Source organism: Cytobacillus sp. FSL M8-0252 (genome assembly GCF_038007345.1).
Lineage (GTDB): Bacteria > Bacillota > Bacilli > Bacillales > Cytobacillaceae > Cytobacillus > Cytobacillus kochii.
Window position 1 is genome coordinate 2,129,327 of sequence record NZ_JBBOWZ010000001.1, and the last position, 16,002, is coordinate 2,145,328.

Consider the following 16,002-nt stretch of genomic DNA (forward strand, 5'->3'; position numbering starts at 1 on the left):
AGCGATGCCTTTTAGGCATCGCTTCCTTTTTTGAAGGATAAAAAATCTTAAAGAGCTAACAATCTAGCATAGAGCTTGATTGGCGTATGTATGAATACAAGTATTTTTAGAAGGGGAATTTTATGAGAATTTTATTTGTAGGGGACGTTGTTGGATCATTAGGCCGTGAAATGGTAGAAGAGTATTTACCGAAGTTAAAGGAAAAGTATCGACCGCAAATAACCATTATTAATGGGGAGAACGCTGCTGGTGGTAGAGGCATTACCGAAAAAATATACAGGGAATTTTTATCGGCTGGAGCACAAGCGGTGACATTAGGTAATCACACATGGGATAATAAGGAAATATTTGATTTCATTGAGGAAGCAAAGTATTTAGTTAGGCCAGCTAATTTCCCTGATAATAATCCAGGGAAGGGTTTAGTTTATTTAAAATATAATAGTGAAGAAATAGCTGTTATCAATCTACAAGGTCGAACATTTATGCAACCAAGTGATTGCCCTTTTGAGAAGGCAGAGCAACTTATTGAAGAGGCAAAGCAAAGAACTCCGGTTATTTTCGTCGATTTTCATGGTGAAACAACAAGTGAGAAACAAGCAATGGGCTGGTATTTAGATGGTAAAGTGTCAGCAGTAATTGGGACTCATACACATGTGCAAACAGCAGATCAACGCATTCTGCCAAATGGGACAGCATTCATGAGTGATGTAGGTATGACTGGACCATACGATGGTATTCTTGGTATGGAAAGAGAAGCTGTATTAAAGCGGTTTATTACGAATATGCCGGTTCGTTTTGAAGTACCGAAAAGTGGAAGAGGAATATTGAGTGCCGTAACCATTGACATTGATATGAAAACAGGAAAAGCGAAGAAGATAGAAAGCGTTTTAATTAATGATGATCACCCATTTTATAGCTAAAAAAAACCTCCTCATTTTTTAATTTTTCTGGTCAAGCTGGAATATGTCTTTTTCATTATGAATATAGTAGCAGTGGAAACATTTATTGAAACCTGATGAACTCTTTAAAAAAAGAGCATTCAGGAGGGGGAAAAATGAGGAGGAGCTAGGAATGGAAATATTAAAAGTTTCAGCAAAATCTAATCCTAATTCTGTAGCTGGTGCGCTTGCTGGTGTTCTACGTGAAAGAGGAGCAGCAGAAATCCAGGCAATTGGTGCGGGTGCATTGAATCAAGCGGTTAAAGCAGTAGCAATCGCAAGAGGATTTGTAGCGCCTAGCGGTGTAGACTTAGTATGTATTCCTGCGTTTACAGATATTTTGATAGATGGGGAAGAGAGAACAGCTATAAAGCTGATCGTAGAACCTAGATAATGGCTGTCATGTCCCATCAGAAAAAGTAAAAGCTCATTTGATTATCAAATGGGTTTTTTTTCTCTTTGTAGAACGAAAAACAATAGAGAATGAATGAAATATTTTGTATATTTAAATAATAAGGGAGTGAGAAAGTGAAGATAGTTGATGGTCATTGTGATGTATTAGTAAAAATGTTTTTGGACCCTTCCATTGAGTTTCAGTATTCGCAGCAGCTTCAGGCTAATCTCAATCGATTATTAGCCGGTGATGTGAAAGTCCAATTGTTTGCTATTTATGTACCAGAGAAAATTCATCCAGAATTAAAGTTTAACGCAGCACTACAAATGGTTGATATTTTTTATGAGAAAATAGTTAAACCTCATCCTCAAGTGAAGGTAATTCAGTCGAGTGATGATCTTCAAGGATTACAGGAAAATGAAATAGGGGCGGTTTTAACTCTAGAAGGCTGTGATGCGATTTACAATGATGAAGTGAAATTAAAATCGCTGTTAAGGTTAGGTGTACAATCGGTCGGCTTAACTTGGAATTACGGAAATTTTGTTGCCGATGGTGTATTAGAGGAGAATGCAGGAGGACTATCACGATTTGGCAAAAAGGTTATAGAAATATTAAATGAACGCAATATATTATGTGACGTCTCTCATATAGCAGAAAAAGGCTTCTGGGATGTAATGGATATAGCTAAGAGACCGTTTGCTTCACACTCTAATTGTCTTCATTATTGTTCACATCCAAGGAATTTAACCGATGACCAAATTCGAGCTCTTATTAAGAAAGATGGTTTGATTGGATTGACTTTTGTTAGAGAATTCTTAAATGAGCCACATAGAGCTTCAATCAATGATGTATTAAAACATATTGATCATATCTGCTCCCTTGGTGGAGAAGACCATATTGGCCTTGGTTCAGACTTTGATGGCACTGAACCACCACTAAGAGGGCTTGAGCATGCTGGAGAATATCAATATTTGATTGACACATTATTACAGCACTTTCCACACGATGTCGTAGAAAAGATTACCTATTATAATTTTAAAAATATGTTATTTAGTAGATAAATAGATGAATTTTTCAAAACTATCTAAAAAAAATAAACAAATCTATCAATTATTTAATCTTAAAGGCTTGCAATTTTACATTGTTAGGTCTAGAATTGAAAGCGTTTAGTACGTTAAATGGTGAAATGGATGTATAAAAAGAGATTATACAAGTTATTTACATATTTCTCATGTAATAAAAGGGGTGTAGGACATGGTGAAACAACTTTCGTGGAAGGTTGGCGGACAACAAGGCGAAGGAATTGAAAGTACTGGTGAAATATTTTCTATTGCATTGAATCGCCTTGGCTATTATTTATACGGATACCGTCATTTTTCTTCTCGTATCAAAGGGGGGCATACGAATAATAAAATTCGTGTGAGTACCTCTCAAACTCGGTCTGTTGCGGATGATTTAGACGTTCTTGTGGCGTTTGACCAAGAAACGATAGATGTCAATTATAAAGAGTTACATGATGGTGGGATTATCTTAGCAGATGCAAAATTTAATCCAGTGAAACCAGAAGATACAAACGCGCTACTTCTATCCATTCCATTTACACAAATGGCGACTGATCTAGGTACATCACTGATGAAAAATATGGTCGCTGTAGGCTCAACTTGTGCCGTTTTAAATTTGGATGTGGAAGTTTTCAAAGAAGTGGTAGAAGAGATTTTTGCTCGCAAAGGACAAGCCGTTGTAGATAAAAATATGGAAGCGATAAAAGCTGGCTATGATACAACAGTTGAACAATTAGGTAAAACAGATGGCTTGATGCAGTTGGATGAAGCGGATGGTAAGAAAAGAATGTTCATGATCGGAAATGATGCCATTGCTCTGGGTGCATTAGCTGCAGGAAGTCGATTTATGGCTGCTTATCCAATTACACCAGCCTCGGAAATTATGGAGTATCTAATAAAAAAATTACCTGAACTTGGTGGTACTGTTATTCAGACAGAGGATGAAATTGCTGCTGCAACTATGGCGATTGGTGCTAACTATGCAGGAGTACGTGCTTTCACAGCCTCAGCCGGCCCAGGATTATCTTTGAAAATGGAATCGATTGGCCTAGCGGGTATTACAGAGACACCATTAGTTATCGTTGATACTCAACGTGGTGGCCCGTCAACAGGTCTACCAACGAAACAAGAACAGTCAGATTTAATGGCTATGATTTATGGAACACATGGAGAAATTCCAAAAATTGTTCTTGCACCAAGTACAGTACAGGAAGCGTTTTATGATACTGCTGAAGCATTTAATCTAGCTGAAGAATATCAATGTCCTGTAATTGTTTTATCAGATCTACAATTATCATTAGGTAAACAAACAGTGGAACCGTTGAATTTTAATGAAGTAGAAATTCGCCGTGGGAAGCTGCAAGGCGATCTACCTGAAATAGATAGCAAAGAATATTTTAAACGTTATGAAGTGACGGAGGATGGCGTATCGCCAAGGGTAATCCCAGGGATGAAATATGGAATCCACCATGTTACAGGTGTAGAGCATGATCAATCTGGAAAACCATCGGAATCAGCAGCAAATCGTATTCAACAAATGGATAAACGGTTCCGTAAAATTGAAAATGTGAAATTTAATACACCAGTATATAAAAATGCCCCTCATGAAGAAGCAGACTTGTTATTAGTTGGTTTCATTTCAACAAGAGGTGCAATTGAAGAAGCGATTACTAGATTAGAAGCAGACGGTTTGAAGGTTAATCACGCACATATTCGTTTGATTCATCCATTCCCAACTGATGAGTTAATGCCGTTAGTTGCATCTGCTAAAAAGGTTGTGGTGGTTGAAAACAATGCCACTGGACAGTTAGCAAATATTATCAAAATGAATGTTGGACATGCGAATAAAATCATTAAATATAATAAGTACGACGGGAATCCTTTCTTGCCGCACGAAATCCATACAAAGTGCAAGGAGTTGTTCTAAATGGCTACGTTTAAAGACTTTCGAAATAATGTAAAACCGAATTGGTGCCCAGGCTGTGGTGACTTCTCTGTTCAAGCTGCTATTCAACGCGCATCAGCTAATGTTGGTTTAGAACCTGAAGAGTTAGCTGTAGTATCTGGAATTGGTTGTTCTGGACGAATTTCTGGCTATATTAATTCATATGGATTTCACGGAATCCATGGACGTTCATTACCGATTGCTCAAGGTGTTAAGATGGCGAATAAGGACTTAACGGTTATTGCTTCTGGTGGTGATGGGGATGGCTTTGCTATCGGTATGGGGCACACGATTCATGCTATTCGCCGCAATATTAATGTTACGTATATCGTAATGGATAACCAAATTTATGGCTTAACTAAGGGCCAAACATCTCCGCGTTCATCTACCGGTTTTAAAACAAAATCAACACCTGAAGGTTCCATTGAACAAGCGATTTCACCAATGGAAATGGCTTTAACGGCAGGAGCTACGTTTGTTGCACAAAGTTTTTCAACCGACTTGAAAGATTTAACTGCTCTCATTGAACAAGGAATTCAACATGATGGATTTTCACTTATTAATGTGTTTAGTCCATGTGTCACTTATAACAAAATCAATACGTATGATTGGTTTAAAGCGAACTTAACTAAATTAAAAGATATTGAAGGATACGATTCTTCCAATAGAGAACAAGCAATGCAAACCTTAATGAAACACGAAGGATTAGTAACTGGACTTATTTATCAAGACACAGAACGTAAGTCTTATCAGGAAATGCTACATGGTTATTCAGAGACACCGTTAGCAAAGGCTGATTTAAACTTAGATCAAGCGTACTTTGATAAGTTAGTAGAAGAATTTATGTAAATTAAATAAAAGACTTAAGAGAATCCATTGTTGATTTTCTTAGGTCTTTTTTATTCTTTATAGAATGTACGCCTATTTTTAATACTTTCCTACGAAAAAGAATAGATCAGGTGCATTGCTATTGTGTTCAATAGAAATACGCTTTATACTATAGTAATGTGTATAGAAATAATGGATAGAAATCGCCTACAGTATCATAGAAAGGGGCATGTCGTAAATGAATGAAAAACAAAGATTAGAAAGTCAACAAGTAAAGGTCGCAAATCCTGCGGACAAAAAATCCGAAAAGGATTACAGTAAGTATTTTGAACATGTGTATACAGCTCCATCTTTAAAGGATGCGAAGAAACGTGGAAAAGAAGATGTCAAATACCATAAGGATTTTGAAATACCGAGTGAATTTGCCGGCTTAGGGGAAGGTCGTAAGTTCTATATCCGTACATATGGATGTCAAATGAATGAGCATGACACGGAAGTAATGGCAGGGATTTTTATGAATTTAGGCTATGAACCAACTGAATCCGTAGATGATGCCAATGTGATTCTTCTAAATACTTGTGCAATCCGTGAAAATGCGGAAAATAAGGTGTTTGGTGAACTCGGACATTTGAAACATTTAAAACAGCAAAATCCTGATTTACTTATCGGTGTTTGTGGGTGTATGTCTCAAGAAGAATCTGTCGTTAATAAAATTCTTAAAACATATAACCAAGTAGATATGGTGTTCGGAACACATAATATTCACCGCTTGCCAAATATTTTACAAGAAGCTTATATGTCTAAGGAAATGGTACTTGAAGTTTGGTCTAAAGAAGGCGATGTGATTGAAAATTTACCTAAAGTGAGAAGAGGTAATATCAAGGCTTGGGTAAATATTATGTATGGCTGTGATAAATTCTGTACGTATTGCATTGTTCCTTACACAAGAGGAAAAGAGAGAAGTCGCAGACCGGAAGATATCATTCAAGAAGTTCGTCAACTAGCGGCAAAAGGCTATCAAGAAATTACTTTATTAGGACAAAATGTGAATGCTTACGGTAAAGACTTTAAAGACATAAAGTATGGTCTTGGGGATTTAATGGATGAAATTCATAAAATTGATATTCCTAGGGTCCGTTTTACAACTAGTCATCCACGTGACTTTGATGACCATCTCATTGAAGTGCTTGCAAAAGGCGGCAACCTTGTAGAACATATTCATTTACCTGTACAATCAGGTTCGAATGATGTATTGAAAATTATGGCTAGAAAGTATACCAGAGAACAGTTTCTAGAGTTAGTACGCAAAATAAAAGAAAACATACCAGGAGCAACTTTTACTACGGATATAATTGTTGGTTATCCGAATGAAACTGAAGAACAGTTCGAGGAAACGATGTCGCTCTATCGTGAAGTAGGTTTTGAAGCGGCGTATACTTTTATCTATTCTCCTCGTGAAGGTACACCTGCTGCGAAAATGAAGGATAATGTACCAATGGAAGTGAAGAAGGAACGCTTACAAAGATTAAACGCGCTAGTAAATGAAATATCTGCTGAATCTATGAAGAAATACCAAGATGAAATAGTTGAAGTGTTAGTAGAAGGGGAAAGCAAAAACAACCCTGATACATTAGCAGGCTATACAAGAAAGAACAAGTTGGTAAACTTTAAAGGACCGAAGACAGCAATAGGAAAAATCGTCAAGGTGAAAGTGACGGATGCTAAAACTTGGTCACTTAATGGTGAGATGATTGAAGAAAAAGAAAATCTTGAGGTGAGCTAAGATGGCGAAGTATTCTAAAGATGATATTGTAAAGCGTGCAAGAGAACTAGCTGTAATGATTGCTGAAACGGAAGAAGTAGATTTCTTTAAACGTGCGGAAGCACAAATTAATGAGAATGAAAAAGTTTCAAAGATTATTACGCAAATTAAAGGTCTACAAAAACAAGCGGTTAATTTACAACATTATGGGAAAGAGGAAGCTTTAAGAAAAACAGAAGCGAAAATTGATTCTCTTGAAGAAGAGCTAGATGCAATTCCTGTTGTTCAAGAGTTTAAACAATCTCAAGTGGATGTGAATGATTTATTACAAATTGTCTCTTCAGCCATTTCTAACAGAGTGACAGATGAGATTATTTCGTCAACTGGTGGCGATTTACTATCTGGTCAAACCGGTTCACAATTGAAAAATTCAGGCTGTCAACATTAAGAATGAAATTGAAGGGTGATCACAAGTCGATGTGATCACCCTTTTGATTTTTCACTATTGATATCAGCAGCTTTTAGAAACTTGTTTTATAAGTTTATGGTTCTTTAAGAAAGGAAGTGTTTATCATGGATTACTTTAGACTTATGAATATATTCTTAGATTTCGAACTTCTTATTGTTGAATAGAATGATTATCAATATAGGTTAAATATGTGGATTTATCACCCTTTCCTTCGTTGTGTAAGAGGAAAATAGGGTCTTTTTTTGCTTGTTAAAAAATACATCACATTCAATGCAACCGTATTTATAACCAATTGCCTGCAATCCATAATCGCCCTTTTTAAAAGCAATAATACATCTGCATCGTTGTCGCTTTGGGCAATGATTGAATCGGTTGCAGCTGCACAACCTTTGTTGATGAAAAACTGTAAAGTTATAAAGATATTGTAAAAAAATAGTCTAAAGACCAGCAATAGTACCCAGCGCTGCTGATCTGTGCTTATTTAAACGGCTAATCTCACTTATGCATGTATCTTATTTGTTTCTATTGAGGAGTAAATTTATATCTCTAATTTTGCGCCGTTTTGTGAGAAATGAAAAAGTGTACTATAAGAAAACAATATAATTGGGAACAAACTATACAGTAAGGTGAAATTTGAGAATTCAAATTTTCTACAAGTGAGATGCGTTTTCAAGATATTATTTAACTGACCAATTAATCCTTCGTAAGACAACTATCACAATAACGCCACTTCTATCCTCGTATGATTAATTTAACAGCTACGTGACAATCAATACCGGTATTTGAACCAAAATTGAGAGAGAATGTTTCAAGAGGTTGCTGAAAAATCTTTCCTAGATTGGGCCCTTGCCCACCTCAGTCCGTAACAATCGCCCGTATGCGGCATATGATAAAGCATGCTAATGGATTTGGCTAATTGCCCACAAGAAAATATGTCGCACACTAGTCTAATATCCCGCATAGGATGAATTGAAAATGAATGAGGAGGGTTCGCTCGCAATGGGAGACTATAGAGAGATAATAACGAAGGCAGTCGTTGCGAAAGGACGTAAGTTTATCCAGTCCAATCACACGGTTTGTCCTCAACACCACCCATCTAGTATTCTTGGTGCTTGGATCATTAACCATAAGTACAAAGCGAAAAAGGTGGGAAATACTGTAGAGGTTAGCGGAAGCTTTGATATCAATATCTGGTATTCTTATAAAGATAACACGCAAACTGAAGTAGTAACAGAATGCGTGGAATACAAAGATGTAATCAAAGTGAAGTATCGTGATGAAGAAATCCTTGACGATATTGAAGTTGTTGCACGGGTCGTTCAACAACCAAACTGTATTGAAGCAACAATCTCTAAAAATGGCAATAAAATTATTGTACATGTGGAGAGAGAGTTTATTGTTGAAGTCATTGGAGAAACAAAGATTTGTGTAGCAGTTGCTGATGCTGGTGACTGCGAAGATGAAGATTGGGGATTAGAAGCAGAAGATGAGGAATTTGAAGACTTAAACCCAGACTTCATCATTGGAACTGAAGAGGAATAAAAACTAACTAGGAGGTTTTACTTCCTAGTTTTTTTCTTTTTTCAAAGTGTTGAAGAGTTAAGGCGGGTAAGAGTATGAAGCATTTCTAATCGTTTGTTGACTTTCAAGTATGATATAATGAGATAAGAAAATAATAGATTATGAATTATGTGGAGGAAATTATGGCAGCAACATATACGCCGATGATACAACAATATTTAAGGGTAAAGGCAGATTATCAAGATGCCTTTTTATTTTTTCGTTTAGGCGATTTTTATGAGATGTTTTTTGACGATGCGATTTCAGCATCAAGAGAGTTAGAAATTACATTAACAAGTAGAGACGGAGGAGCTGAAGACCGCATACCGATGTGCGGGGTACCTTATCATTCAGCCCCGAATTATATCGAACGCTTAATTGAAAAAGGCTACAAAGTAGCCATATGTGAACAAACCGAAGATCCGAAACAGGCTAAAGGTGTAGTCAAAAGGGAAGTTGTTCAATTAATTACACCTGGGACTCGGATGGAAGGTAAGGGGTTAAATGAAAAGGAAAATAACTATATCGCTACAGTAAGCGCATTTGAAGATGATACCTATGGTTTTGCATATAGTGATTTATCAACAGGAGAAACAAAAGCGACCATTATAACTGATGGTTTTACTTCCATTTTGAATGAGCTTTCAGTTTCTAATGCGAAAGAAATTGTCGTCTCTTCGCAGTTCTCAGATAAATGGCTCAAAAAGATGAAAGAGAGAATGGTACTGACCATTTCTATTGAAGACGATATCCAAACTCGGGAAGTGTTTCAGGAAAGTGTAGCAAAGTTAGCAAATGATCGTCTGCGTGAAACAGTAATGAGATTATATAATTATTTATACAAAACACAAAAACGTAGCCTTGACCATTTGCAACTTGCTGAAGTGTATGAAGTGAACCAATTTATGAAAATTGATTACTTCTCGAAGAAAAACCTAGAACTAACTGAAACGATGCGTTCAAATGGAAAGAAAGGTTCACTTCTTTGGCTGCTGGATGAAACGAAAACAGCGATGGGTTCGAGAATGTTAAAACAATGGATAGATCGTCCGCTAATTAATAAGGATGCCATTATAGAACGACAATCAATGGTGGAAACTTTCATGAATCATTATTTCGAACGAGAAGAGCTAAGAGATACTTTAAAAGAGGTATATGACATAGAGCGACTTGCAGGTAGAGTCGCATTCGGTAATGTCAATGCTCGTGACTTATTTCAATTGCAAAAATCATTACAGCAAGTACCCAAAATAGGTCATGTAGTGAATCAGTTAACGAATGACGTTGCTAAACAGTTGGCAAATGAACTTGATCCTTGTGAGGATGTAACCGACTTGTTAGAAAGAGCCATTACCGATAATCCCCCGTTAACCATCAAGGAAGGGAATATTATTGCTGACGGTTTTAATGAAGCACTCGATCAATATCGTGACGCAACGAAAAACGGTAAAAATTGGATCGCTCAGCTTGAGAAGAGAGAGAGAGAGAAGACAGGGATTAAGTCATTAAAAATCGGATACAATCGTGTCTTCGGATATTATATTGAAGTGACAAAGTCTAATCTTCATCTGTTAGAAGAAGGTTTATATGAACGAAAGCAAACCTTAACAAATGCTGAACGGTTTATTACTCCAGAGCTAAAAGAAAAAGAGGCATTAATTCTACAAGCGGAAGAAAAATCGGTTGAACTAGAATACACATTATTCTTAGAGGTAAGAGAACAGGTAAAAGAGCATATTCCACGCATCCAGAATCTTGCCAAGCTAATAAGTGAATTGGATGTATTGCAATGTTTCTCTGTGGTTAGCGAACAGCGGCAATACCATAAACCGTCCTTTTCTAGTGAACGGAAAATCGTCATTGAGGACGGGAGACATCCGGTTGTTGAAAAAGTGATGAATGCGCAAGAATATGTAGCAAATGACTGTTATATGGATGATGAAAGAGAGTTGTTACTTATTACTGGACCTAATATGTCAGGTAAAAGTACATATATGCGACAAATTGCTTTAACCTCAATTTTGGCACAAGTTGGTTGTTTTGTTCCTGCCAAACAAGCGGTGTTACCTATTTTTGACCAAGTGTTTACTAGAATAGGTGCGGCAGATGATTTAATCTCTGGACAAAGCACATTTATGGTCGAGATGTTAGAAGCAAGGAATGCCATTGTTCATGCCACAGAAAATAGTCTTATCCTATTTGACGAAATTGGTAGGGGAACGTCGACCTATGATGGAATGGCCCTTGCTCAGGCGATTATTGAATATATTCACCACCATATTGGGGCGAAAACATTGTTCTCAACGCATTATCATGAGCTTACTGTTTTGGCAGAGGAGTTACCCCATTTAGAAAATGTGCATGTAAGTGCAGTTGAACAAAACGGGAAGGTCGTATTTCTCCATAAGATTAAAGAAGGCTCAGCAGATAAAAGTTATGGTATACATGTTGCCCAACTTGCAGAGCTACCGGAGACATTGATTCAAAGAGCAAACGAAATCCTTACGCGACTAGAAGCAAAGGATTCAACAAAAATAAATGCAACAGCAACAAAAATAGACGTACAAGAAGAAGCGGTTGGCCAATTGTCATTCTTTGAAGAAGAAACGCAAGCGAAAAGAGGAACAAATATTGCAACAAAGGAAAGAAAGTTGCTTGATCAGCTAAAGAAACTAGATATTCTAGAAATGACACCGATGACGGCATTAAATACCTTATATGAGATACAAAAAAAATTAAAATAAAGATTGAAAGGGTGAATCCTAATGGGTAAAATCAAGCTCTTAGATGATTATCTATCAAATAAAATCGCAGCAGGAGAAGTCGTTGAGCGTCCAGCATCTGTTGTAAAAGAATTAGTTGAAAATGCAATTGATGCAGGCAGTTCTGTTATAGAAGTGGAAGTAGAAGAAGCTGGCCTTTCAAGTATCCGCATCATCGATAATGGAGAAGGAATAGCAGAAGATGACGTTCTCCATGCGTTCCACCGACATGCGACAAGTAAAATCCAAGACGAGAGCGACCTATTTAGGATTCGCACATTAGGATTTAGAGGGGAAGCGTTGCCCTCTATTGCTTCCGTTTCCAAAGTTGAATTGAAGACTTGCCATAGTGATATAGGTACGAGAGTGGTGCTTGAAGGCGGAAAAGTTGTAACGATGGAAAAGGCAGCTAGTCGTAAAGGTACAGATATTACCGTGTCAGATTTGTTTTACAATACGCCGGCTAGACTTAAATATATGAAAACGATTCATACCGAATTAGGTAATATTACAGATGTCATGAATCGCTTATCTTTATCACACCCGGAGATTTCATTCAGGTTACTCCATAATGATAAGCAATTGTTAAAAACAACAGGTAATGGTGATGTTCGTCAAGTTTTAGCGGCGATCTATGGTTTAAATATTGTCAAAAAAATGATTCCCATTCAAACTCAGTCCCTTGACTTCAAGGTTTCTGGTTATGTAGCGTTACCAGAAATAACGAGAGCTTCGAGAAATTATATTTCAACGATGATCAATGGTAGGTTTATTAAAAACTACCCTTTAGTGAAAGCGATTCAGGAAGGTTATCATACATTATTGCCGATAGGACGGTATCCCATTGTTTTATTAAACATTGAAATGGACCCATTATTAGTAGATGTAAACGTTCATCCTTCTAAAATGGAAGTTCGGTTAAGTAAAGAGCATGAATTAAACGAATTAGTAACGGCCACCATTAAACAAGTCTTTAAAAAAGAAGAATTAATTCCAAGTGGCTTTACCGAAAAGAAAATAATTAAGCCAAAAGATGAACAAACATTCCTTCACCTCGATCATTTACCTGAAAGAAAACCATTTAAAGAGATCGAGCAAGAAAGGAAAGAAACAGAAGTACAATTCATCCAAGAAGATTCAGTAACACCAAATCAACAAGTAAAAAATACGATCTTTGAAACGGCTCCTGCAATAGAAGTTTCTGCTCCACCTAAAGAAGTGGATTCACAAGAAAAAGAAAATATAACGCTTGCAGAAGAAGAGGAATTCGTGCTTCCTTCTAGAGTCCCAGCGATGTATCCTATAGGTCAAATGCATGGTACCTATATTTTTGCACAAAATGATAATGGTTTGTATATCATTGACCAGCATGCGGCTCAGGAAAGAATCAAATATGAGTTTTTTAAGGAAAAGGTTGGGAAAGTAGAAAGTGAATTACAGGAGCTTTTGATTCCAATGACCTTTGAATATGCGAATGACGATGTGATAAAGATTGAAGAATATAAAGACGAACTTGAAAAAGTGGGAGTTTTCTTAGAGGAGTTTGGCCACAACAGTTATATCGTTCGTGCGCATCCACAATGGTTTCCTAAAGGAGAGGAACAAGAAACGATTGTGGATATGATAGAACAATTGCTGAATATGAAACGAGTGGATATAAAAAAACTGAGAGAAGAAGCGGCTATCATGATGAGTTGTAAAGGTTCCATAAAAGCAAATCGCCATTTACGTAACGATGAAATTCAAGCATTACTTGATGAGTTACGACAAACGAATGATCCCTTTACTTGTCCTCATGGTCGCCCAATTATCATTCATTATTCTATATATGAAATGGAAAAAATGTTTAAGCGTATTATGTAAGACTTGCTTTAAAGAGACCTTTGTTTTAAGAAGGATACAGGAAATCAACTTTAAAACGCTTATGGTCACATAAAAAGAGAGAACCGCAAAATTAGTGATACGCGGTTCTCTCTTTTTTAATTATTTCGCATTGGCTGTTTGTAATTTGTCCATGTATTTTAATGATTTTCCTGTTCCAATTGCGACGGATTCTAACGGATTTGGAGCAAGGTGAACAGGCACATCAATCTCTTGACTGATCCATTCTTGCATACCGTTAAGTAAAGCTCCACCGCCAGTTAAAATGACTCCACGGTCAACGATATCACCGCTTAATTCAGCAGGGCTATCTTCTAATGTTGCTCTTAGTGCTTCTAAAATACTGAGTAACGCTTCTTTCATCGCATCCCTAATTTCAAAGGAAGAAAGCTCAATGGTTTTTGGTAAACCAGTAACTAAATCTCTCCCACGTATCTCCATTTTTAATTCATCATGGTTAATCAGCGCATGGCCAATTTCAATTTTAATATTCTCTGCTGTTCTTTCACCAATAAGTACGTTGTATTCTTTACGCACATACTGAATAATATCATCGTCTAAACGGTCTCCGCCAATACGGACGGAGTGGCAAGCAACTACACCACCGAAGGAAATAATCGCCACTTCAGTTGAACCGCCACCTATGTCAACTACTACATTTGCGACTGGCTCATCGACTGGCATACCAGCGCCAATTGCTGCTGCAACAGGTTCCTCAATCACGAAAACTTTTTTTGCACCGGCGTTTCGTACTGCGTCTTGAATCGCTCTTCTTTCAACACTTGTCGACCCGGAAGGTGTACATACAACAACACTCGGCTTTCTAATTGAGAAGCCACCAGCTTTTGCAGCTTTTTTCATAATATGACGTAACATTTCTGTTGTTGTATCGAAATCGGCAATTACCCCATCTTTTAGTGGGCGTATGGCGACAATTCGTCCCGGTGTTTTACCAATCATTTCTTTTGCTTCAGAGCCAACTGCAAGCACTTTTTTTGTTTCTGTATCAATCGCAACAACAGAAGGCTCATTAAGAGCGATTCCTTTTGCTTTACTATAAACAAGTATATTAGCTGTTCCTAAATCGATTCCAATTTCAGCATTTCCTATCATTATCAATCACCTAATTTCCTATAATTCTGCTTCGTCTCAATCCATTTTCATAAGACCATATTCATAAGACATCTTATCTTAAACTCCGCTTTTTATAAGGTAACATGAAACGACTATAGAAGCCTGAATGTAAATAAAACGTTATAAAAATGTAATCTCCATTGTAAAAAAGAATCGAATCCGCAATAAAAAAGGTTTAATTTGTAGAAAAAGGGTGAATAATGTTTGAGTATTGATTGTCTTTTTTCCTTCCTATGCTTATGGTACGATAAGGTAGAAATTGAAAGACTAAAAGGCAGTGTGAGTGAATGACAAATCAAAAAGAAAAAATCATTATTCTTATAGGACCTACTGCTGTAGGGAAAACAAAAACAAGTATTGAACTGGCAAAAAAATATAATGGTGAAATTATTAGTGGTGATTCCATGCAAATTTACAAAGGTATGGACATTGGTACAGCTAAAATAACGAAAGAAGAGACAGAAGGTATCAGCCATCATTTAATTGATATTAAAGAGCCAGATGAAAGTTTTTCGACAGCTGAATTTCAAACAATTGTCAGAGAAAAGATAACTGAAATCAGTAGTAAAGGGAAGTTACCCATTATTGTAGGGGGGACGGGACTATATATACAATCCGTTCTATTTGACTATCAATTTTCAAATGCCCCCTCAGATGATGATTTTCGATATCGCTTAGAGGAAAGGGCGAAAGTTGAAGGGAATGTTTGTATACATAAGGAATTACAGGTGGTCGATCCGGTATCTGCGGGAAAAATACATCCTAATAATATTCGAAGAGTGATTCGGGCTCTCGAAGTATACCATTGTACGGGAAAAACGATGACAGAATGGCAAAGTAAACAGGAACTTGAATCGGTATATAATGCCGCTGTAATCGGTTTAACAATGGACAGAGATCTTTTGTATAAACGAATTAATCAGAGAATAGATATGATGATGGATAATGGCCTATTGGAAGAGGTGAAAGGGTTTAGTGATAAGGGGTTGCAAAACTGTCAGTCCATGCAAGCGATAGGATATAAGGAATTCTACCCTTATTTTGATGGTTTGATTACTTTAGACGAAGCTGTTGATCAACTAAAACAAAACTCACGAAGATATGCCAAAAGACAGCTAACATGGTTTCGTAATAAACTGGATGTTAGTTGGATAGATATGAGTGAAGCTCTCGATTCAAAGGGGTTCCATAAAAAAATAAATGAAATTTATGTAACGATTGAAGGAAAGCTGAAAATTAAATCGAATACATAATAATAGAGATAAAAG

Annotated in this window: 12 protein-coding genes; 11 read left to right on the forward strand and 1 reads right to left on the reverse strand. The window is 36.8% G+C overall.

The window, feature by feature from the left end:
* Positions 1-122 precede the first annotated feature (122 nt).
* From MKX83_RS10930 to mutL, 10 genes are all read left to right on the forward strand, one after another.
* Positions 123-920 carry a TIGR00282 family metallophosphoesterase gene (locus tag MKX83_RS10930; RefSeq protein ID WP_095369459.1) on the forward strand — a complete coding sequence of 266 codons (798 nt, stop codon included), beginning with the start codon at positions 123-125 and terminating at the stop codon, positions 918-920.
* A gap of 151 nt (positions 921-1,071) precedes the next feature.
* Positions 1,072-1,332, forward strand: coding sequence for a stage V sporulation protein SpoVS (gene spoVS, locus MKX83_RS10935; RefSeq protein ID WP_095369458.1), 261 nt, complete (start codon positions 1,072-1,074; stop codon positions 1,330-1,332).
* A 134-nt stretch (positions 1,333-1,466) separates the two neighbouring features.
* Positions 1,467-2,393, forward strand: a complete 927-nt coding sequence (locus MKX83_RS10940) for a dipeptidase (RefSeq protein WP_095369457.1) — start codon at positions 1,467-1,469, stop codon at positions 2,391-2,393.
* A gap of 193 nt (positions 2,394-2,586) precedes the next feature.
* A complete protein-coding gene (locus MKX83_RS10945) occupies positions 2,587-4,320 on the forward strand; it encodes a 2-oxoacid:acceptor oxidoreductase subunit alpha (protein WP_322909245.1) in 1,734 nt (577 codons plus the stop codon).
* Complete coding sequence (locus MKX83_RS10950; protein WP_095369455.1) at positions 4,321-5,187, forward strand: 2-oxoacid:ferredoxin oxidoreductase subunit beta; 867 nt, start codon at positions 4,321-4,323, stop codon at positions 5,185-5,187. It abuts the gene before it with no gap.
* Positions 5,188-5,404: 217 nt separating this feature from the next.
* Positions 5,405-6,949 carry a tRNA (N6-isopentenyl adenosine(37)-C2)-methylthiotransferase MiaB gene (gene miaB, locus MKX83_RS10955; RefSeq protein ID WP_095369454.1) on the forward strand — a complete coding sequence of 515 codons (1,545 nt, stop codon included), beginning with the start codon at positions 5,405-5,407 and terminating at the stop codon, positions 6,947-6,949.
* A 1-nt stretch (position 6,950) separates the two neighbouring features.
* Positions 6,951-7,376 carry a RicAFT regulatory complex protein RicA family protein gene (locus MKX83_RS10960; RefSeq protein ID WP_095369453.1) on the forward strand — a complete coding sequence of 142 codons (426 nt, stop codon included), beginning with the start codon at positions 6,951-6,953 and terminating at the stop codon, positions 7,374-7,376.
* Positions 7,377-8,396: 1,020 nt separating this feature from the next.
* A complete protein-coding gene (locus tag MKX83_RS10965) occupies positions 8,397-8,939 on the forward strand; it encodes an outer spore coat protein CotE (protein WP_095369452.1) in 543 nt (180 codons plus the stop codon).
* 161 nt (positions 8,940-9,100) lie between these two features.
* Complete coding sequence (gene mutS / locus MKX83_RS10970) at positions 9,101-11,701, forward strand: DNA mismatch repair protein MutS (protein ID WP_341055311.1); 2,601 nt, start codon at positions 9,101-9,103, stop codon at positions 11,699-11,701.
* Between the two features lie 21 nt (positions 11,702-11,722).
* Positions 11,723-13,582 (forward strand): DNA mismatch repair endonuclease MutL, encoded by a 1,860-nt coding sequence (gene mutL / locus MKX83_RS10975; protein WP_341055312.1) that lies wholly within the window; start codon positions 11,723-11,725, stop codon positions 13,580-13,582.
* 120 nt (positions 13,583-13,702) lie between these two features.
* On the opposite strand, the gene mreBH is transcribed toward mutL, so the two are convergent.
* Positions 13,703-14,713 carry a rod-share determining protein MreBH gene (mreBH, locus tag MKX83_RS10980; RefSeq protein ID WP_095369449.1) on the reverse strand — a complete coding sequence of 337 codons (1,011 nt, stop codon included), beginning with the start codon at positions 14,711-14,713 and terminating at the stop codon, positions 13,703-13,705.
* A 308-nt stretch (positions 14,714-15,021) separates the two neighbouring features.
* Here mreBH and miaA point away from each other — a divergent pair, with 308 nt between their 5' ends.
* A complete protein-coding gene (miaA, locus tag MKX83_RS10985) occupies positions 15,022-15,987 on the forward strand; it encodes a tRNA (adenosine(37)-N6)-dimethylallyltransferase MiaA (protein ID WP_095369448.1) in 966 nt (321 codons plus the stop codon).
* The last annotated feature ends 15 nt before the right edge of the window (positions 15,988-16,002 follow it).